This is a genomic window from Streptomyces saintjeani, assembly GCF_055409605.1.
Genome location: NZ_CP189624.1, coordinates 9,108,549 through 9,126,494, shown reverse-complemented (window position 1 = coordinate 9,126,494; position 17,946 = coordinate 9,108,549). Strand labels below are relative to the sequence as shown.

Here is a 17,946-nt window from a genome sequence, read left to right as displayed (position 1 = left end):
GGTGGGGTGACGTGGCGAAGCCCCTCGTCGTTGGTGTGGTGATCTCACTCATCACGCCGACGGCCGGGGGGCTTCGTTGGTTCCGTATCCTTCCATGCTCGACGTCCCGTACGAGCTGGTCGAGCATGTCTCCTGGCTCATCCACACCCGAAGGCGTGAACTTCGCTCGCCATGGCGGAAGTTGAGCTGCTTCAAGCAAGCACTGCTGACACTGGCACACCTGCGGAAGAACGAGACGTTCGCACAGGTCGGGGCCGGGTTCGGGGTGTCGGAGGCGACGGCATGGCGCTACGTCGACGAGACACTCGAAGTCCTGGCCTCCTGGGCGCCAGGACTGCACGAGGCCCTGGTGGGCCTGGGCGAGGGGGACTTCGTCATCGTCGACGGGACACTCATCCCGACCGACCGCATCAAGGCCGACGAGCCGTACTACTCACAGAAACACCAGCAGCACGGCATGAACGTACAGGTCATCGCGGCCCCGGACGGAACCCCGCTCCGGTTCTCCCGCGCGACACCGGGACGTACCCACGACCTCACCGCGGCCCGCGCCCACGGCATCGTCCAAGCCTGCCTGACCCGCCAGATCCTCGTGCTCGCCGACCGCGCCTACCGAGGTGCCGGCGCCACCTTCCGCACCCCTACCACCACCACAACGAACAGCCCGAGCACCACCAGCAGTTCAACCGCGACCACGCCCGCCTGCGGGCTCCCGGCGAACACGCCTTCGCGCAACTGAAGTCCTGGCGACTGCTACGACGGGCCAGATGCTCGACCCGGCGTATCGGCACCATCGTCCAAGCCATCCACACACCCTTGACCTGCGACTATTCAGGATGAAAGAGGTTCAGTGACACGGCGCGCTCGAAGGCCGCCTCGTCGGTGAAGCATTCGCGCATCCCGACCACCTCCGGGCCCTCGCTGCTGACATGCATGAGGTAAAGCAGCCACGACGCCACGCTCTACAAAGACCGCAACACAGTCGAGCGCGCCATCAACAAGTTCAAGGAATGGCGGGAGCTGGCCACCCGCGACGACAAGACACTCGATATTCCCCAGCGGCGCACGAAGCCCGGTCGGCGTCACGCCGAGGAGGCGGCAAGGGCGCGCGCGCTGCTGAAGGCGGCGGGCGTTGACCAGTCCTGTTGGCGAAGGAGGTCCAGCAGGGCGGTTTCGGCCGGCCCCGGGTCGTGACGCACGCCGACCAGGACCCGTTCGCAGAGGGCGGGGGCCAGCGGCCTGGCCAGCTGGGTGTAGGGGGTCGGGACGGTGGAGGCGGGGACCATGGTCACACCCAGGCCATGCGCGACCAGTTGTACCGCCGTGGCGATCTGAGAGGCGCGTGCCACGGTCGGGGGAGTGAGCCCGACGCGCCTGAGAACCTGGCCGATCTGTTCGTCCAGGAGGCCGCCACGGGTGAACCGCACCCAGCCCTCGCCGGCCAGGTCCTCCAGTCGTACGGAGTCCGCCTGGTGCAGGGGGTGTTGGGGAGGAAGGATCACGGCATACGGCTCCTCGCCCAGTTCGTGGACGTCGTAGCCGCACTCGGGTGCGAGGTGGTGGTACAGCACCAGATCGACCGTACCCAGGTGGTCGAGGTGTTCCATCTCCACCGGCGTGGGTTCTTCCACGAGAGTCACATGAAGGCGCGGATGGATGCACCGCAACTCTCCCAGGGCGGCGGCAAGCTGGTTGGTCGCCAGGCCGGTTGAGGCGACCACGAGGATTTCGCCCGTCAGATCGCCTCCGCTGGCACGTGCCGCAGCGCGGGCTCGGCGGGCGGCACTCACGGCGATCTCGGCCTCTTTGAGGAAGGCCCGCCCGGCGACGGTCACCGCGACTCCACGCGGGATGCGGGTGAAGATGCGGACGCCGAGATCCTTCTCCAGCGCCGCGACCTGATGGGAGACCGTGGGCTGGGCGACGCCGAGCCGGGCCGCGGCCGCAGTGACAGAGCCCTCTTCGGCCATGGCCAAGGCGTATTCGTACTGGCGCAGGTTCATCGGTTTCTCCTCACGTGACCCATAGAAACATTCTATAGCACGTAGGCAAATGAACTATTTGCTTCTATGGATAGTCACTCATACTGTGATGCTCATGGCGCGGTCAACACGAGGAATTTCCCGGTGCCGCCGTTCCGAGGAGAAAGCGATGGGACAGAAGTTGAAAATCACGGACAGTGAAATTCAGGAGCTTGTTGACAAAGCTGCGGAACTCGTTCCCCGGCTGGCTGAGATCGGCAACCGTTCGGACAGCCTGAGTGAGGACCCGACGGAGGCGATGAAGCTGCTCAACGAAGCCGGCTTCTGGCGTCTGCAGGTCCCGGCCGCATACGGCGGGTACAGCGACGGCAGCGTCGCGTTCGGGCTGGAGGCCCTGTACAAGGTCTATCTGTCCATCGGCCGAGGAGACGCCGCCGTCCTGCTCAACACCGTCGTCGGCTCCGTCGTCCTGGCCGAGCTCTTCAGCAGCGATCTTCCCGAAGCGACCAAGCGTCAGGTGGCAGAGGACATCGCCACCGGCCGCAGGTTCCGCTTCGTCGCGTCCGCCTCCGAGACCGGCGTCACCACCGGCCCGACCACCGCGCGCAAGGTCGACGGCGGCGTGCTGGTCAAGGGCACCAAGTCCTTCAACAGCAACAGCGGCAGCGCGGCCGAGGGCTACGCGAGCGTCTCCGCCCAGCTGGAGGGCTCGACGTCCCTGGTCACCGCCCTGATCCCGCTCGACGCCCCGGCCGTGCGCCTCCACGGCGACTGGGACGTCATGGGCATGCGCGGCACCCAGAGCCAGCGCATCACCTACCATGACGTCTTCGTCCCCGACGGCTGGTACACCGTCCAGGCCACGCGCGACCCCCTGCTGTTCCCCATGGCACAGGCCGGCCAGGCGATCATCGTTCTCGGCCCTGCCTACGGGGCACTGGACGCGGCGATCGGCTACGTCAGGGCCTCCACCACTCCCACCGTGAAGATCTACGACTCGATCCAGACCGACCCGTTCGTCCGCCGACGCGTAGGCGAGTTCCGCATCAAGCTGGACGCGGCCCGAGCCCTGCTGATGGAACTCGTCCGTGCCGTGGAGAACGCCGACGAAAAAACCGAGATCGCCCAGCTCATGATCGACGCGCTCTCCGCCAAGACCGCCGCGACCAGCATCGCCGTCGAGGTCGCGTCCGGGATCGTCGACCTCACCGGGACCCGCAGCGCCGCCGCCAAGTACAACATCGACCGTTTCTGGCGCAACATCCGCACCTTCTCCCAGCACGACCCCAAGGTCGATGCGGCACAGTACTTCGTCGGCGGCTACCACCTGGCCGGAGAAGTCCCCGGCATGGAGGTCTACGTCCGTGTCTGACAGGCTCGCCGGCAATGACCGCCTCGCCCGACGCGGTACAAGAAGAGAAACTCCCGTGTCCGCACCCGACAACGACCTCGAACTCGCCGGACGCTTCCGGGAGGCCATGGCCTCATTTCCCAGCGGCGTCACCATCGTGACCACGGTGGATGAGGACGGACGCCCCTGGGGTTTCACCGCGAGCGCCTTCTCCTCGGTCTCGGCCGAACCGCCGCTCGTCCTGGTGTGCCTGTCCCGGACCGCCGAATGCCACCCGGTGTTCGAGCGCTCCACGCGCTGGACCGTCAACATCCTCAACGACGGCCACCAACCGCTCGCCCGCCGGTTCGCGACCCGAGGCGCGGACAAGTTCGCCGGCGACGAGTTCCACCTCGACCCCGAGGGCGTGCCCTACCTACCCGACGCGTCGGTGCGCCTGCACGTCTCCGCATACGACCGTCACGTCTCCGGCGACCACACCATCCTGGTGGGACGCGTGCACGATGTCCGACTCGGACAGGACCCGGCGACCGTCTACTTCCAACGCGGCTTCCACGCACTGGCCGGCTGAGTCCGTCCTTCCGGCGAGCCAACCATCCAGGGGCCGCACACTGACATCAGGTGTGAGTCCTCGGCCCAAGACCGGCCGACCGCGGGTGCCGGCTCCTGCAGCGGCCTGCTTTGTCGGCGAGTCGCTGTGCAGCCGGCGGCCTGTGCACCACCGCTCCTGGCGTACTCGGCGTCCGCATGCAGGCGATGCACGGGGCGGGACGGGCGGTAGCCCCGGCAGGCGCCGCAGTCGAAGTTCTCGAGCTCGACCTGGGACCGGCCGTCGGCGCGGAGCGGCGTGAAGGTGTAGCAGTCGCGGACTTCGGTGATCCGGCCGGCGCGGGAATCGAAGGCGTACTACTCGCGTCGCGCAGGAATCCGCCGAGCCTGGTCTTGTGGCGAGTTCCTTCCTGTCCATGGACGACCGCGCCACGGCGCAGTGAGCAAGCTGATGGCCCCAGCCTCTGTCTCGCGGGCGAGGCAACAGTCTGCCGAGCAACAGAGTGGTCGAGGGCTGGGAGCGGTCTTACGCGGCCCGGTCCTGCGGTGGCACGAGGCGTCGGCCGGAGCCTAGGCCGAGCACGTGCCGGAGATGTTCGACTCCGATCTGCATGGGCGACGCTCCGGCCGAGAACGTCGTCGAGGCGTTCGTCCGGGACATCGAGGGCTACGCCAAGTTCGGCATCGAGACGGTGATGCTGGGTCCGCGTACGGGTGAGCAGGCGGCCTGGATCGAGCAGTTCGTGGCCACGGCGGTGCGGCGCGCGGCCGAGCTGGGCTGAGACCGGGGAACGGAAAGAGCGAGCGAGCTGAGGCCGGGAACCGGAAGAAGGGCCGGAGCCCATGCGGCTTCGGCCCTCGATCATGCGTACATCGGTCAGGCGGCGGTGGACGTGGCCTCGCCGTGGACCAGGCCGATGACCTCGGCCAGCTCGGCGTCGTCGGAGGGGTGCGTCTCGGCGAAACGGACCACGGAACCGGCGATGGACAGCTTGACGTCCTGCAGCACCCGGGCGCCGGCGATGCCCGCGGCCTTGTGGGCCGCGTCCTGCGCCCAGAGGCCGCCGAACCGGACACGGTCAACGAGTGATCGGGCGCTTCCGTATGCCTTCCGGGAGCGGGAAGCCTTCCTGGCCTGTCACTCGGTGGGGCTCGGAGTCTCCGGTGTCGGGAGGAGGCGTCGCAGCAGGGACTCCTCCAGCTCGATCAGGACGTCTTCGCTGCCGGCGAAGGGGCTCGGCAGGGTGCGCCACAGGACGAGCTGGCCGTGCAGGGCGGTCCACAGGTGGATACCCAAGTCCTGCGCCTCCGCCCGACGGCCCGGGGCTGCTTCGGCGAGGTAGGCGTCGGCCGTATCGGTCCACGCCTGGAGCACGGTGCCGATGGGGTGGTCGGCGGAGGGCTGACGCTCGGGCTCGTATTCCAGGCTGAACATCAGCTGGTAGCGGCGGGGCTTGTCGATGGCGAACCTGCGGTAGGCCGTGACGGTGGCCCGCACGCGCGCCCACGGGTCCGCGCCTGCCGCAGCGGCCGCATCCAAGTACGATGGCGGCCCGAGGTACTTCGCAGCGGACTCTCCCGAAGGCTCCGCGTCCGAAGGGTGGTGCTTCGAAGCGGGTATGCAGCGGACAGCGGTTCCCTATTCGTTCATGATCGGGCCGTCTGGTGAATTTGGCATTCACGCAGGTCAGTGGTCGCCCCTCCATGCCACTGTAGAGGGTTGGGTGGAGTCGCTCGCACTGACCCACCACGCGTCCATGTGGGCAAAGAAGATCGTCAAGATCACTGGCGACGAGGTCGGCGGCATCGTGCTAGATGAGTACGAGCCAGTGCACGAAGTGCTGGGCGTGGCCGACACCTGGTGGCGAGGGGCCGACTCACTGGTGGCGATCTACTCAGGCGAGGCCGAGGCCTTGTCTTTCCCGCAGGGTCGCACTGCGTTGATCTACTCCGGCCTGGATGAGTGGGGCCTGCGAGGAGGCGTCAAGGACGGTGGCAGCTGAGAACGCTAGGGGGCCTTCCCCCGTGAAGGTGGGCACGCGGTTATTGATCACGCGGCGAGCGCGAGTTTAGCGGTGTGGTGTCGGTGTTCGTATTCGTTGGGGCTGAGGTGGCCGTTGACGCCCAGGTCAGCGGCGATGCTCTTGTAGGTCGCCCCGGGGGTGGACTCGTACAGGGCCACGGCATCGGCCTTGAACTCGTCCGAGTAGTCCTTCATCGCCATCGGCGGTCTTCTCGCTTCCTCCGGATCAAGCAGATCCAGTATCAGCGTGTCCACCACTCAGGGGGAGGCCCCACCGGCGCTGCAAGCTCCGTCCGTCCCAGCGCGCGATGGTGGCACTGGTGTACCTGCGCGAGCACACCACCCTAGCGAAGATCGCCGCCGGGTTCGGGATCAGCGAGTCCACCGCTCACGCCTACACCAGTGCGGTCGTCGACCTGCTCGTCGAACGAGCACCGGGTCTGCTGAAGGTCCTGCGCGAGACCGAGGCGGACTTCGTCCTGCTGGACGGCACGCTCGCCGAGTGCGACCGGGTCGGCGACGGCCGGGCAGACTATTCCCACAGACACCGGCGCCACGGCGTGAACGTGCAGGTCGTCACCGACCCCGGCGGCCGGCTGCTGTGGCTCTCACCCTCCCTGCCGGGCCGCTCCCATGACCTGACCGTCCCCCAGAGGGGGTGCCCCCAGCCCGTACCCACCGGATCATCCGCATCTGCGAACGTCAGGGCGTCCCCATCCTGGCGGATCTCGCCTACCAGGGCGCCGGCCGGTGGCTGACCACAGGCATCAAACGCAAACCCCTGCAGGAACTCACCGAGAAGACCGTCAACGGGCACTGGCCACGGCACGAGCCCCGGTTGAAAGAGGGTTGCCGCTTGAAGTCCTGGCGGATCTTCCGCAGATCCCGATGCAGTCCGAGCCGCATGACGTCAATCGCCAAAGCCGTCCTCACTCTGGAGCGGCAACGCTGAAGAAGCTCAGTGGACACTCCCGTTCCCGACTGCGCGGGGCCGGGTCGGTGAGCTCGCGGGCCCAGCGCAGGACGTGGTCGAGTCCGGCGTCGTCGAAGGCTGCGGCGTGCAGGCTCGCGGCGAGGACACCTTCGCCACCGTCCTCCACCCAGTCGATGATCACGGTGGCTCTCCCCGTGTCCGGGGCCGCCCCCGCCTTGACCTGCATAAAAACCTCGACGATCAAAGCTTGCAGCTACCGTGCCCCTGGCCCACCCGCAGACCACCCGCCAAGACCCACGTCTCGTCCTCCGCAGCGCTCCCCCCACTGGATGGGATCCAGCGGGGCGGAACGAACCGACGGCGCCCTACCGGTGCGGGCACGCCAGCTGCCGTTGGATCTCCGGGGCCAGCAGATCCTCGGGCCCCTTCAGCGCGTCGGCCAGTCTCCGGTCCGTCGGGAACACCAGCTCCGCCGCGACGTTGTCCTGCACGATCCGCGCCAGATTGTCCAGCGCGACGGCCACCGGGTCGGCGGGAGGCTGGGCCGTCGGCAGGTCGATCAGATGGGAGTCGGCGTAGGCGGGGTCCAAGTACCCCTTGATGACAAGGGAGTTCTGGTTCGGCGCCGACGTCGTCCAGATCGACAGGACGACGACGTACAGCCCCGGCCACTCCCGCGCGCCGACCCGCTCCCGCCAGCTCCGCATGAGCCGGCCGACGCCGTCGATCTGCGCCCGGGAGGCATACGCCAGATTGACCCCGATGGCGTCCTTCAATCCGCCCGTGAATTCCTCGAACGACTCCATACCGAAGGAGGCCCGCCGCACGGATTCGTCGACGAACACGAGCGCGGCGTCGAGGATGCGGGCACTGGACACCGTCAACTCCCTCGGCATACGCGCCTCTTTGAGGCCGGAGCGGGCCGTGGCCAGCGTCGCCCCGAATTCCCTCAGCGGAGCGATCCAGCCTTTCCTCTCCGGCCCCTCGAACGCCACCGTCTCGACGTCGTGACGGTCGAACCGCGCCGCGTTCGGCAGCCCTTCGGGTATGCGGCGGCTCAAGTACGGCGCGACGATCGAGTAGATGCCCAGCGGCGCGTGCGCGACGGACTTCGCCAGCTCGAACTCGGCCGGAACGGGGTGGACTTGTTCGCGCCGTCCCTGGTGGACAAGGGTGAAGAGGCCACCTCGGCCGTCGTTCTGGACGACGATCACCGGGCCGAGCCGGGCCGCCAACTCGGCGCGCAGGGCGTCGTAATGGCGCTGGGTCTCGGTGTCGACGGCGCAGACGGCGGCACGGGCCCGCAGGGGCGGGGCGGAGGCAACCGATGTGGCTGCGGCGGCCGATGCTGCGACGCCCAGGAATGTTCTACGTGTGCTCACTCACCAGGTTTTCCCCGGCCCGGATCACGTCATTCACATGAATCCATATTCCGCGCTCGCGTTATCTGAACCTGCTCGGCACCTGCCCGTCGGGCCATTCTGAATATTATCGGCCCCATCTGCATTCGGCTCCCGCCTCTTCCGGGACCAGAACACTGGACTTCGACGCCGGACCGAACTTCCACCGGCAGGCGACAACGAACTCACGGCTGAAGATCAACTACGTCACGAAGCCCTCCGAGTCTGCTGGGCTCACGAAAGCAGGATCTGAACCTGCGCCCCCTTGGCCGCCAGGAGCAGGGGCTGCCCGCCGGGTCCGCCGGTCGGCCGAAGCGGCGGCCCGGTGGATCACTCCGACAGCACGTCGGGAAGCTGGCTCCGACGGCGGATGCCCAGTTTGCGGTACGTACTGGTGAGGTGGGTCTCGACGGTGCGCCGGGCGAGGTGCAGGAGTTCGGCGATCTCCGCGTTGGTGTGGCCGGCGACGGCGAGCCGGGCGACCCGGTGCTCGCCGTCGGTGAGAGCGCCGACGCCGGTGAGGTGAGCGCCCCGGGGCCGGGCGCCGCACTCCTGCAGCGCCTTGCGCGCGAGCGCGAGCAGTCGTACGGCACCGAGACGTTCGGCGGTGACAGCGGCCTCGCGCAGGAGGGTGCGGGCAGCGCGGAGTCGTCGACGCGGTCGCCGTCGAGACCTGCGCCGCGGAACGCCTGCTGATGGAGCCGCCCTACTGGCTCGCTCCGGCTGTGGTCGCGCTCGCCGCCCGCCACCGGGGTGAGGCAGAGAAGGCTCGCCGAGCCGTGAGTCATGCCTACTCTCTCGACCCGGCCAAGTCCAACTTATTCTTCGCGCTGACCTGTTCGCGCCTGGGCGAGTTCAAAGAAGCCGCCCGCCGCATGGACCAATACCTCCGCTCCATCGACTCCTACGCCCTGGACGAGGACTTCCAGATCGTGCTGGATGCGGTGGCCTGCCGGGAACTGGGCGATGACGCACACACCTATGCCGAACTGGCCATGAAACGCTGGGCAGGTCAACTGGATCTGGCCAGGAGCGACGCAGGACCCGACCTGGTTGCAGGCCACTTGTGGGAGCTGCGGCACCGGGTGCCGGACGAGGCGTTCTCCGAGCTGGGCCGGCTGTGCGCGAGGGAGTGGAACCAGCTCAGGAGAGGTCTGGAGCTCGCGAGCGTCCCCGCCGCCGCCTTGGAGTACCTCCAGGAGCAGTTCCCGCCCGAACCGGTGGCCTGGACCGAGTCGGGCACCTACGCAGAGGGGGCCCTGGGAGCCCTGATTGACCGGTACGGCCCCGAGGAGCGGGCGCTGGACCGACGCATGGAGTACGTGCGCCGCGTCATCGACCACGGCGGAGACGTAGACGCAGCCAGACGTTCCCTCGGCGCCGACGACGACGCGCGCGAGCCCGCCGACCTCCGCACCCTCCTTGTCAATGCGGTCTTCGTACCGCGGTCCGTCCTCCTCGGCGACGAGGCCCGTCGGCTTGTCCTCCGCACCCTGTGGCCACGCATGCTGGAGGCCACGCAGGAGTGCGCGGACCGAGCCCAGCAGCTGCTGCCCAGGGAACTCGCCATCGGGACGGCCGAGTGGAGTGCCGTCGTCCCCGCCGATCCGTGGGCCGACATCGACGCCGAACCCCTCGTCGCCGAACTGACCGGTGCCATAGAGGAGCGCACCGACCGGCAGGTCGACGCGGTGCAACTCAACCGGGTCCGGCTGTGGGGCGCCGGGGTGCTGACGTTGGTGGCCGTCGTCCTCGTCTTCATCACGGAGGCCGGGACCGCCCGCGCGGTCTGCGCCTGTCTCAGCCTCGGGTTCGCGGGCTGGGCGACGCACGAATGGCGTCGGGTTCCGGTCCGTAGGCGGGAGTTGCGCACCGAAGGTTCCGGGCTTGCGCGGCGGCGTGCACGGATGCTGCGTCTGGGCCTGGAGCAGCGGGGAGAGTTCTTCGATACCTGGACGGCCCATCTGCAGGCCAGCGACGCGCTACGGACCTGGGGAGCCGAGACGTGGCCTGTGGAGGACGGGACGTGAGAGAACTGGGGAGCGCGGGAAGCTCAGAGGATGGTCCCGTCTTCGTCGGCGACGGCCGCTACGAGCTGATCCGTCACCTCGGCAGTGGCGGCATGGGGGACGTGGTGGCGGCCAGGGACGTCCTTCTCGACCGCCGTGTGGCGCTCAAGTTCCTCGGCGCCGCACGCCTCGAGGGAGCGGTTCCGGGAAGTGAACGCTACATCCGTGCACTCGAGTTGTTCGTGAGAGAAGGCCACACGATGGCCCGCGTCGACCACACGTACGTGGCCACGATCTACGACTGGGTCGGCGGCGCCGATCCGTTCCTCGTCATGGAACACGTGGACGGCCGTCCCCTGACGGAGTACGTGGGCGGTGATCCTCTGCTGCTGGAGCAGACGGTCCGGTGGAGTGGGCAGATCGCCGAGGGCCTCGCCGCCGCACACCGGGAGGGCGTGATGCACCGCGACATCAAGCCCGCCAACATCCTCATCACCCACGACAACAGCGAGGTGCGCATCATCGACTTCGGCCTCGCCCGCTTCGCCGACGCCACGGAATCACACACCGACATGGGAACTCCGCTGTACAGATCACCAGAGCGTTGCCGCTTCGAGTCAGGCGACGAGCACAGCGATCTGTACTCCCTCGGCTGTGTGATGTACGAAATGGTGACTGGCTGGCCCCCGTTCGGCGACCGACACTCGGACGCCGCCGCACTGGCCAAGGAGCACCAGCACCGGTCTCCCGTCCGGCCCGGGCGGCAGGTGCCAGATGTGCCCGACGCCCTGGATGGCCTGATCATGGCGCTGTTGGCCAAGAATCCGGCTGACCGCCCCCAGAACGCACACGCGGTGGTCCGGGCACTCCAGGAGGTGGAGCGGACCCTCGAAGCGATGGCAGCGAAGCGACGCCTGGTATCGGGACACACCGCGCCCCAAGTCGACGCGGGATTCACTGAACCTCTTTCATCCTAAATAGTCGCAGGTCAAGAGTGTGTGGATGGCTTGGACGATGGTGCCGATACGCCGGGTCGAGCATCTGGCGCGTCGTAGCAGTCGCCAGGACTTCAGTTGCGCGAAGGCGTGTTCGCCGGGAGCCCGCAGGCGGGCGTGGTCGCGGTTGAACTGCTGGTGGTGCTCGGGCTGTTCGTTGTGGTGGTGGTAGGGGTGCGGAAGGTGGCGCCGGCGCCTCGGTAGGCGCGGTCGGCGAGCACGAGGATCTGGCGGGTCAGGCAGGCTTGGACGATGCCGTGGGCGCGGGCCGCGGTGAGGTCGTGGGTACGTCCCGGTGTCGCGCGGGAGAACCGGAGCGGGGTTCCGTCCGGGGCCGCGATGACCTGTACGTTCATGCCGTGCTGCTGGTGTTTCTGTGAGTAGTACGGCTCGTCGGCCTTGATGCGGTCGGTCGGGATGAGTGTCCCGTCGACGATGACGAAGTCCCCCTCGCCCAGGCCCACCAGGGCCTCGTGCAGTCCTGGCGCCCAGGAGGCCAGGACTTCGAGTGTCTCGTCGACGTAGCGCCATGCCGTCGCCTCCGACACCCCGAACCCGGCCCCGACCTGTGCGAACGTCTCGTTCTTCCGCAGGTGTGCCAGTGTCAGCAGTGCTTGCTTGAAGCAGCTCAACTTCCGCCATGGCGAGCGAAGTTCACGCCTTCGGGTGTGGATGAGCCAGGAGACATGCTCGACCAGCTCGTACGGGACGTCGAGCATGGAAGGATACGGAACCAACGAAGCCCCCCGGCCGTCGGCGTGATGAGTGAGATCACCACACCAACGACGAGGGGCTTCGCCAGGTCACCCCACCTGACCAGCCCATTTCACTCCTCAGCCCCAGGATGAAAGAGGTTCACTGAGCGCATCAGGGTCGCCGAGAAGCGCGTCCGACGACTGACGCTGCAATTCGGGCCTGCACACGAGGAGACCCTCGCTGCCCGCTCCGAACTCGCGGAGCTGACAGGGGAATCCGGCGACGAGCGAGGCACGATGGAGCTGTACGAGCAGATGGGCCGTGACTGCCAGCGGCGCTACGGCCCCCACGACCGCAGAGCCCTGGACGCGTTCGAGAAGATGACCCGGTGGACCGAGGGCGGGTACGAAAGGTGATCGAGACGGAGGGGCCCGCAGGCATCGCTTACGAGGTGGTGCGCGACTGAGGTCGGGGTGTGCCGGCCTGGCGGGTTGGCTGGTGGGTGATCACCGCTCCGCGGTGCAGTCGGAGACGAGGCCGGCGGTGGCCAGGTGGGACTGGTCGTAGTACTCGCGGCGGCCGATGTACCGCTGGAGGGGCCGCCACTGCTTGTGCTCGGCGTCAGCGTGCTCCACACAGATCCGCTCGGAGAACTGCTGCTTGCGTGCCTCGTCCCACGCTGCGAATTCCTCGGGCGACGCGTCGTTACCAGGCTATTTCGGCGGCGCCTGGACCTGATCGGGAAACTGTTTGGCAAGGCCCCGGTATCCCGCGTCGACCTTGGCCTTGACCTGCGGGTACTGCTCGAAGAGGTCCTCGGCACCCTCGGTTTTGACCGCCATCCGGTCGTGCATGCGGCCGGGCCGGACGGCGCCGGTCCACAGGGTCCGGCCCCGCTCGTCGGTGATCACGGTGGCCTTCTCGGTGTTCTGCCGCATCTTCCCGGAGACGAACGCGCACCGTCCCGGTCTGCCCGCCTGCGGGCGCCGCACCCGTACCTCGGTGCCGTCCAGGCATAGTTCAACCTCGCCCCACGTCCACGGCCCGTGCTCCTCCGCAGCCGTGAGGTTGTCGCGGTGCTGGTCGGTGATCGAGCACGCTGCCTTGCCCTTGCTGACCCGCAGGTACTCCCGCGCGGTCCGTGTTGCGACCACTACTGCCATGGCCTGCCCCTCCCTACGCCGTTAGGGTCGTCGTATGACCCCTTCCAAAGCCACCGCAGGTGTAATCATGACCGTGGACGACGACCCGGGGGTCTCGCGCGCCGTCGCCCGCGATCTGAGGCGCCGCTACGGCGCCGGGCACCGCATCGTGCGCGCCGAGTCCGGCGAGTCGGCGCTGGAGGCGCTGCGGGAGCTGAAGCTGCGCGGCGATCTGGTCGCGGTGATCCTCGCGGACTACCGGATGCCGCAGATGAACGGCATCGAGTTCCTGGAGCAGGCGCTGGACGTGTACCCGGGTGCGCGCCGGGTGCTGCTGACGGCGTACGCGGACACGAACGCGGCGATCGACGCGATCAACGTGGTCGATCTGGACCACTACCTGCTGAAGCCGTGGGACCCGCCGGAGGAGAAGCTCTACCCGGTCCTGGACGACCTGCTGGAGGCGTGGCGGCGCAGCGACCACCGGCCGGTGCCGACGACGAAGGTGGTCGGGCACCGCTGGTCGGCGCGCTCCTCGGAGGTGCGGGAGTTCCTGGCGCGCAACCAGGTGCCCTACCGGTGGTACTCCTCGGACGAGCCGGAGGGCCGGCGGCTGCTCGCGGCGGCCGGCGCGGACGACGAGCGGCTCCCGCTGGTGGTCACCGAGGAGGGTGCTCCGCTGGTCGAGCCGGGTGACGCGGAGCTGGCCGCGCGCGTGGGTCTCGCGACGACGCCGATGGCCGACTTCTACGACCTGGTGGTGATCGGCGGTGGCCCGGCGGGGCTCGGGTCGGCCGTGTACGGGGCGTCGGAGGGGCTGCGGACGGTCCTCGTGGAGCGGTCGGCGACCGGCGGGCAGGCGGGGCAGAGTTCGCGCATCGAGAACTATCTGGGCTTCCCCGACGGGGTGTCCGGCGGTCAGCTCACCGAGCGGGCGCGCCGTCAGGCGGCGAAGTTCGGTGCGGAGATCCTCACCGCGCGCGAGGTGACGGGCCTGGACGCGAGCGGCTCCGCGCGGGTGGTGCGGTTCGCGGACGGCTCGTCGGTCGCCGCGCACAGCGTGATCCTCGCGACGGGCGTGTCGTACCGGCAGCTGGAGTGTCCGGGGGCTCAGGACCTCACCGGGCGCGGGGTGTTCTACGGGTCGGCGCTGACGGAGGCGCCGTCCTGCCAGGGGCACGACGTGTACATCGTGGGCGGCGCGAACTCGGCCGGGCAGGCGGCGATGTACCTGGCCAAGGGCGCGAAGTCGGTGACGCTGCTGGTGCGCGGTCCTGACCTGTCGGCGTCGATGTCGCACTACCTGATCCAGCAGATCGAGCAGGCGCCGAACATCTCGGTGCGCCCGCACACGGTCGTCGAGTCGGCTCACGGCACCGACCACCTGGAGCAGCTGACGCTGCGGGACGCGGCGAGCGGGGCGAGTGAACTGGTCGACGCGCAGTGGCTGTTCGTGTTCATCGGGGCGGCGCCCCTGACGGACTGGCTCGACGAGACGGTGCGGCGCGACGAGCGCGGCTTCATCCTCGCCGGGCCCGACCTGACGCCGGACGGGCGGCCCCCGGCGGGCTGGGAGCTGGACCGGCCGCCGTACCACCTGGAGACCAGCGTGCCCGGCGTGTTCGTCGCCGGGGACGCGCGCGCGGAGTCCGCGAAGCGGGTCGCGTCCGCCGTAGGAGAGGGAGCCATGGCCGTGATGCTCGTCCACCGGTACCTGGAGCAGTCGTGAGCGGGGTCGTGCTGCCCTGCGACCCGGCGGAGATCGGGTCGCTGTTCCTGTTCGAGGACCTGACCCCGGAGCAGCTCGGGCGGCTGTGCACGGTGGGCCGGGTCGAGAAGTTCGAGCCCGGCCCGGTGTACGCCGAGGGTGAGCCGGCGACCTGTTTCTACGTGATGATCCAGGGCACCGTCGTGCTGTCGCGGCGGGTCGGCGTGGACGACGTGGAGGTCAACCGGACCTCGCAGCGCGGCGTGTACTCGGGGTCGATGCAGGCGTTCCTCGGCGACCGGGTGCCCCAGGTGTACGCCGGGTCGATGCGGGTGACCGAGCCGTCCCGGTTCTTCGTGCTGCCGTCCGAGGCGTTCGCGGCGATGATGCGGGACTGGTTCCCGATGGCCGTGCACATGCTGGAGGGCATGTTCTTCGGCTCCCGCAACACGCAGCGGACGGTCGCCCAGCGGGAGCGGCTGCTCGCGCTGGGCTCGCTGTCGGCGGGTCTCACGCACGAGCTGAACAACCCGGCGGCGGCTGCCGTGCGTGCGACGGCGACGCTGCGGGAGCGGGTGGCGATGATGCGGCACAAGCTCGCCGTGATCGCCTCCGGGCCGTACGACCGCGAGTCGCTGACGCGGCTGATCGGGATCCAGGAGCGGACGGCCGAGCGGGTCGGCAAGGCGCCCGCGCTGAGCCCGATCGAGGCGTCCGACCGGGAGGACATGATCGCCGACTGGCTCGACGAGCGCGGCGTGACCGAGGGCTGGCGGCTCGCGCCGACCTTCGTGCAGGCCGGGCTCGACGTGGACTGGCTGGAGCAGGTCGCGGCGGCCGTCGGCGAGGAGATCCTCCCCGGGGCGGTGGGCTGGCTCAACTACACGGTCGAGACCGAGCTGCTGATGTCCGAGATCGAGGACTCCACCACCCGCATCTCGCATCTGGTCGACGCCGCGAAGCAGTACTCGCAGCTCGACCGCGCTTCCTACCGCGACGTCGACGTCCATGAGCTTCTCGACAGCACCCTCCTCATGCTCTCCGGCAAACTCGGCGAACTCATCGCCGTTGTGAAGGACTACGACCGGACACTCCCGGAAGTTCCCGCATATCCGGCGGAACTCAACCAGGTGTGGACGAACCTCATCGACAACGCCGTCCACGCGATGGACGGCGAGGGCACCCTGACGATCCGCACCGCGCGCGAGGGCGAGCAGTTGCTCGTGGAGTTCCGCGACACCGGCAGCGGGGTGCCCGCCGACATCCGCGACCGGATCTTCGACCCGTTCTTCACGACCAAGCCGGTCGGCGAGGGCACCGGACTCGGGCTGGACATCTCGTGGCGGATCGTCGTCAACAAGCACCACGGCAGCCTGCATGTGGAGTCCGTCCCCGGGGACACCCGGTTCCAGGTGCTGCTGCCGCTGACCGCACCGCTCCCCGAGGAGGACCCGTCATGACCGAACTCACCGGTGTCGACCCGGGCGCGGCGCCCAGCGGACCCGGGTGCGTGGACTGCGACGCGGTCGGCGGGTGGTGGTTCCACCTGCGGCGGTGCGCGCAGTGCGGGCACGTCGGCTGCTGCGACTCCTCGCCCGCGCAGCACGCGACGGGCCACTACAAGGCGACCGGGCATCCCGTGGTGCGCAGTTACGAGCCCGGGGAGGGCTGGTTCTGGGACTACGCGCGCGACGAGCTGCACGAGACGGGTCCGGAGCTGGCGCCGCCGGTGAGCCGGCCCGAGGACCAGGCGGTGCCGGGTCCGGCGGGGCGGGTGCCCGAGGACTGGGCCCGCTCCCTGCACCGGTGAGATAACCCGACGGGTCCGCCCGCGCGCGGGTCATCGGTTTCCTCGCCCTCCGGGGCAATACTGAGGCGCGTCAGCGACGCACACCGGGTGACGGAACGTCACCCGTGCGTCGGCCTCGGAGTGGTGAGGAAGCGGAGGAAGCTTGACGCGCTCGAAGTGGAGACGGCTGACCGGTGGAGCGCTCACGGGAGCCGTGTTCCTGTCCCTGCTGAACAGCCCCGCACACGCGGCGGCGGCGCCGGCACCCGACATGGCGGGCCTGCGCACCGTCCTGAACACCGCCCGCAGCCAGGGCGCGCCCGGCGCGCTGGCCCGTGTCGACGACCGGGGGACGGTCCGTCAGGTCACCGTCGGCGTCGCCGACCGCACGACGAAACGGGCGCTCAGCACCGCCGACCGGTTCCGGATCGGCAGCGTCACCAAGGTGTTCTCGGCGGTCGTCCTGCTCCAGCTCGTCGACGAACGCAAGCTGCGGCTCGACGCGCCGGTCAACCAGTACCTGCCGAAGCTGCTGCCGGACAACCGGATCACCGTCCGGCACGTCCTGAGCCACCGCAGCGGCCTGTACGACTACAGCAACGACATGTTCGCCGGTTCCGTCTCCGGGTTCGAAGCGGTCCGCACGAAGGTCTTCACCTACCGTCAGCTCGTCGCCCGTTCCCTGCGCCACCCGCGCACCACGAAACCGGGCGGCCCCTACCGGTACTCCAACACGAACTTCGTGGTCGCCGGGATGCTCGTCGAGAAGCTCACCGGGCACTCCGTCGCGGCGGAGTACCAGAAGCGGATCATCAAGCCGCTGAAGCTCACCGACACCGTGTACGTCCATCCCGGCGCCACGATCCCCGGCCGCCACACCCGCGGGTACCTCACCCCCGACAGGGCGGGCGCGCCCCTCGTCGACGCGACCCGGCAGACCGTGTCCTGGGCGCAGAGCGCGGGCGCAATGATCTCCAGCGCGAAGGACCTCGACACGTTCCTGTCGGCCCTCATGCGCGGCAGGCTGATGTCGGCCGCGCAGCTCGCGCAGATGCAGAAGTGGGTCCCGGCCGGCACCGGCCAGGCGTACGGCCTCGGCCTGCGCCGCCGGACCCTGTCCTGCGGCGTGTCGGTGTACGGGCACACGGGCGCCGTCCAGGGCTACTACAGCTACGCGTTCACCACGAAGGACGGCCGCCGCAGCCTCGCCGCCCTCGCGAACGTCTCCAACAGCGCGCGCGTGCACACCACGATGCTGCGCACCCTGGAGTCCGCGTTCTGCGGCAAGCGCGCGCAGTCCCGGGTCTCCCCCGCACCGGTCCCCGAGCGGTACGACGACCTGGCACCGGACATCGCGCTGGACTGACC

19 protein-coding genes and 5 pseudogenes are annotated in these 17,946 nt (G+C 68.9%); 13 read left to right on the top strand and 11 right to left on the bottom strand.

Going from position 1 to position 17,946, the window contains the following annotated elements:
• Positions 1-35: 35 nt before the first annotated feature.
• Positions 36-840: pseudogene (locus ACQCO7_RS40905) on the top strand (transposase family protein).
• Here the strand turns inward: ACQCO7_RS40905 and ACQCO7_RS40900 are convergent.
• Both ACQCO7_RS40900 and ACQCO7_RS40895 read right to left on the bottom strand, forming a co-directional pair.
• Positions 828-959, bottom strand: coding sequence for a hypothetical protein (locus ACQCO7_RS40900; RefSeq protein ID WP_464077454.1), 132 nt, complete (start codon positions 957-959; stop codon positions 828-830). The pseudogene ACQCO7_RS40905 and the gene ACQCO7_RS40900 sit on opposite strands and share 13 nt — an antisense overlap.
• A gap of 123 nt (positions 960-1,082) precedes the next feature.
• Positions 1,083-2,003 carry a LysR family transcriptional regulator gene (locus tag ACQCO7_RS40895; protein ID WP_464076579.1) on the bottom strand — a complete coding sequence of 307 codons (921 nt, stop codon included), beginning with the start codon at positions 2,001-2,003 and terminating at the stop codon, positions 1,083-1,085.
• Between the two features lie 277 nt (positions 2,004-2,280).
• Between ACQCO7_RS40895 and ACQCO7_RS40890 the strand changes: the two genes are divergently transcribed.
• The 3 genes from ACQCO7_RS40890 to ACQCO7_RS40880 all read left to right on the top strand — a co-directional run bounded on the left by ACQCO7_RS40890 (position 2,281) and on the right by ACQCO7_RS40880 (position 4,664).
• Positions 2,281-3,354, top strand: coding sequence for an acyl-CoA dehydrogenase family protein (locus ACQCO7_RS40890; RefSeq protein ID WP_464076578.1), 1,074 nt, complete (start codon positions 2,281-2,283; stop codon positions 3,352-3,354).
• 55 nt (positions 3,355-3,409) lie between these two features.
• Positions 3,410-3,904 (top strand): flavin reductase family protein, encoded by a 495-nt coding sequence (locus tag ACQCO7_RS40885; RefSeq protein WP_464076577.1) that lies wholly within the window; start codon positions 3,410-3,412, stop codon positions 3,902-3,904.
• A gap of 589 nt (positions 3,905-4,493) precedes the next feature.
• The gene (locus ACQCO7_RS40880) at positions 4,494-4,664 is read left to right on the top strand and encodes a luciferase (protein WP_358944141.1); all 171 of its coding nucleotides are present in this window, start codon (positions 4,494-4,496) and stop codon (positions 4,662-4,664) included.
• A 95-nt stretch (positions 4,665-4,759) separates the two neighbouring features.
• On the opposite strand, the pseudogene ACQCO7_RS40875 reads toward ACQCO7_RS40880, so the two are convergent.
• Both ACQCO7_RS40875 and ACQCO7_RS40870 read right to left on the bottom strand, forming a co-directional pair.
• A pseudogene (locus tag ACQCO7_RS40875) lies at positions 4,760-4,954 on the bottom strand (FMN reductase); the annotation flags it as partial.
• 66 nt (positions 4,955-5,020) lie between these two features.
• The gene (locus ACQCO7_RS40870) at positions 5,021-5,380 is read right to left on the bottom strand and encodes a TetR-like C-terminal domain-containing protein (RefSeq protein ID WP_464076576.1); all 360 of its coding nucleotides are present in this window, start codon (positions 5,378-5,380) and stop codon (positions 5,021-5,023) included.
• A gap of 226 nt (positions 5,381-5,606) precedes the next feature.
• Here ACQCO7_RS40870 and ACQCO7_RS40865 point away from each other — a divergent pair, with 226 nt between their 5' ends.
• Positions 5,607-5,885: a hypothetical protein gene (locus ACQCO7_RS40865; RefSeq protein WP_464076575.1), complete on the top strand. Its 279-nt coding sequence runs from the start codon at positions 5,607-5,609 to the stop codon at positions 5,883-5,885.
• A gap of 113 nt (positions 5,886-5,998) precedes the next feature.
• Here ACQCO7_RS40865 and ACQCO7_RS40860 read toward each other — a convergent pair.
• Positions 5,999-6,106, bottom strand: a pseudogene (locus ACQCO7_RS40860) (transposase); the annotation flags it as partial.
• 74 nt (positions 6,107-6,180) lie between these two features.
• Between ACQCO7_RS40860 and ACQCO7_RS40855 the strand changes: the two are divergent.
• Positions 6,181-6,857, top strand: a pseudogene (locus tag ACQCO7_RS40855) (transposase); the annotation flags it as partial.
• Here the strand turns inward: ACQCO7_RS40855 and ACQCO7_RS40850 are convergent.
• The 3 genes from ACQCO7_RS40850 to ACQCO7_RS40840 all read right to left on the bottom strand — a co-directional run bounded on the left by ACQCO7_RS40850 (position 6,835) and on the right by ACQCO7_RS40840 (position 8,683).
• A complete protein-coding gene (locus tag ACQCO7_RS40850) occupies positions 6,835-7,020 on the bottom strand; it encodes a hypothetical protein (RefSeq protein ID WP_464076574.1) in 186 nt (61 codons plus the stop codon). The pseudogene ACQCO7_RS40855 and the gene ACQCO7_RS40850 sit on opposite strands and share 23 nt — an antisense overlap.
• Before the next feature lie 184 nt (positions 7,021-7,204).
• Positions 7,205-8,221 carry a hypothetical protein gene (locus ACQCO7_RS40845; protein ID WP_464076573.1) on the bottom strand — a complete coding sequence of 339 codons (1,017 nt, stop codon included), beginning with the start codon at positions 8,219-8,221 and terminating at the stop codon, positions 7,205-7,207.
• 348 nt (positions 8,222-8,569) lie between these two features.
• Positions 8,570-8,683, bottom strand: coding sequence for a LuxR C-terminal-related transcriptional regulator (locus tag ACQCO7_RS40840; protein WP_464077418.1), 114 nt, complete (start codon positions 8,681-8,683; stop codon positions 8,570-8,572).
• On the opposite strand from ACQCO7_RS40840, the gene ACQCO7_RS40835 reads away from it, so the two are divergent.
• Genes ACQCO7_RS40835 through ACQCO7_RS40825 form a run of 3 tightly spaced genes read left to right on the top strand, consistent with a single transcriptional unit; the run spans position 8,639 to position 11,225 of the window.
• On the top strand, positions 8,639-8,935 hold the full coding sequence (locus ACQCO7_RS40835) for a hypothetical protein (protein WP_464076572.1): 297 nt from the start codon (positions 8,639-8,641) through the stop codon (positions 8,933-8,935). The two genes, ACQCO7_RS40840 and ACQCO7_RS40835, sit on opposite strands and share 45 nt — an antisense overlap.
• Complete coding sequence (locus tag ACQCO7_RS40830) at positions 8,935-10,269, top strand: hypothetical protein (protein WP_464076571.1); 1,335 nt, start codon at positions 8,935-8,937, stop codon at positions 10,267-10,269. The genes ACQCO7_RS40835 and ACQCO7_RS40830 overlap by 1 nt, the downstream gene beginning before the upstream one ends.
• The gene (locus tag ACQCO7_RS40825) at positions 10,266-11,225 is read left to right on the top strand and encodes a serine/threonine-protein kinase (protein WP_464076570.1); all 960 of its coding nucleotides are present in this window, start codon (positions 10,266-10,268) and stop codon (positions 11,223-11,225) included. Before ACQCO7_RS40830 ends, ACQCO7_RS40825 begins: the two co-directional genes overlap by 4 nt.
• Here the strand turns inward: ACQCO7_RS40825 and ACQCO7_RS40820 are convergent.
• From ACQCO7_RS40820 to ACQCO7_RS40810, 3 genes and pseudogenes are all read right to left on the bottom strand, one after another.
• A pseudogene (locus ACQCO7_RS40820) lies at positions 11,217-12,021 on the bottom strand (transposase family protein). The gene ACQCO7_RS40825 and the pseudogene ACQCO7_RS40820 overlap by 9 nt on opposite strands.
• A 424-nt stretch (positions 12,022-12,445) precedes the next feature.
• The gene (locus ACQCO7_RS40815; protein WP_464076569.1) at positions 12,446-12,574 is read right to left on the bottom strand and encodes a hypothetical protein; all 129 of its coding nucleotides are present in this window, start codon (positions 12,572-12,574) and stop codon (positions 12,446-12,448) included.
• A gap of 78 nt (positions 12,575-12,652) precedes the next feature.
• Positions 12,653-13,102, bottom strand: a complete 450-nt coding sequence (locus ACQCO7_RS40810; protein ID WP_464076568.1) for a transposase family protein — start codon at positions 13,100-13,102, stop codon at positions 12,653-12,655.
• Positions 13,103-13,136: 34 nt separating this feature from the next.
• Between ACQCO7_RS40810 and ACQCO7_RS40805 the strand changes: the two genes are divergently transcribed.
• The 4 genes from ACQCO7_RS40805 to ACQCO7_RS40790 all read left to right on the top strand — a co-directional run bounded on the left by ACQCO7_RS40805 (position 13,137) and on the right by ACQCO7_RS40790 (position 17,944).
• Positions 13,137-14,810: an NAD(P)/FAD-dependent oxidoreductase gene (locus tag ACQCO7_RS40805; protein WP_464076567.1), complete on the top strand. Its 1,674-nt coding sequence runs from the start codon at positions 13,137-13,139 to the stop codon at positions 14,808-14,810.
• On the top strand, positions 14,807-16,249 hold the full coding sequence (locus ACQCO7_RS40800) for an ATP-binding protein (RefSeq protein WP_464076566.1): 1,443 nt from the start codon (positions 14,807-14,809) through the stop codon (positions 16,247-16,249). Before ACQCO7_RS40805 ends, ACQCO7_RS40800 begins: the two co-directional genes overlap by 4 nt.
• Positions 16,246-16,599 carry a UBP-type zinc finger domain-containing protein gene (locus tag ACQCO7_RS40795; protein WP_464076565.1) on the top strand — a complete coding sequence of 118 codons (354 nt, stop codon included), beginning with the start codon at positions 16,246-16,248 and terminating at the stop codon, positions 16,597-16,599. Before ACQCO7_RS40800 ends, ACQCO7_RS40795 begins: the two co-directional genes overlap by 4 nt.
• Before the next feature lie 142 nt (positions 16,600-16,741).
• A complete protein-coding gene (locus tag ACQCO7_RS40790; RefSeq protein ID WP_464076564.1) occupies positions 16,742-17,944 on the top strand; it encodes a serine hydrolase domain-containing protein in 1,203 nt (400 codons plus the stop codon).
• Positions 17,945-17,946 lie beyond the last annotated feature (2 nt).

What these genes read in the sequence shown, in the direction of transcription:
- ACQCO7_RS40880 (WP_358944141.1), top strand. Translation starts at nt 4,494, where the DNA reads ATGGGCGACGCTCCGGCCGAGAACGTCGTCGAGGCGTTCGTCCGGGAC.
- ACQCO7_RS40805 (WP_464076567.1), top strand. Translation starts at nt 13,137, where the DNA reads ATGACCCCTTCCAAAGCCACCGCAGGTGTAATCATGACCGTGGACGAC.
- ACQCO7_RS40895 (WP_464076579.1), bottom strand. Translation starts at nt 2,003, where the DNA reads ATGAACCTGCGCCAGTACGAATACGCCTTGGCCATGGCCGAAGAGGGC.
- ACQCO7_RS40810 (WP_464076568.1), bottom strand. Translation starts at nt 13,102, where the DNA reads ATGGCAGTAGTGGTCGCAACACGGACCGCGCGGGAGTACCTGCGGGTC.
- ACQCO7_RS40795 (WP_464076565.1), top strand. Translation starts at nt 16,246, where the DNA reads ATGACCGAACTCACCGGTGTCGACCCGGGCGCGGCGCCCAGCGGACCC.
- ACQCO7_RS40890 (WP_464076578.1), top strand. Translation starts at nt 2,281, where the DNA reads ATGAAGCTGCTCAACGAAGCCGGCTTCTGGCGTCTGCAGGTCCCGGCC.
- ACQCO7_RS40830 (WP_464076571.1), top strand. Translation starts at nt 8,935, where the DNA reads ATGGAGCCGCCCTACTGGCTCGCTCCGGCTGTGGTCGCGCTCGCCGCC.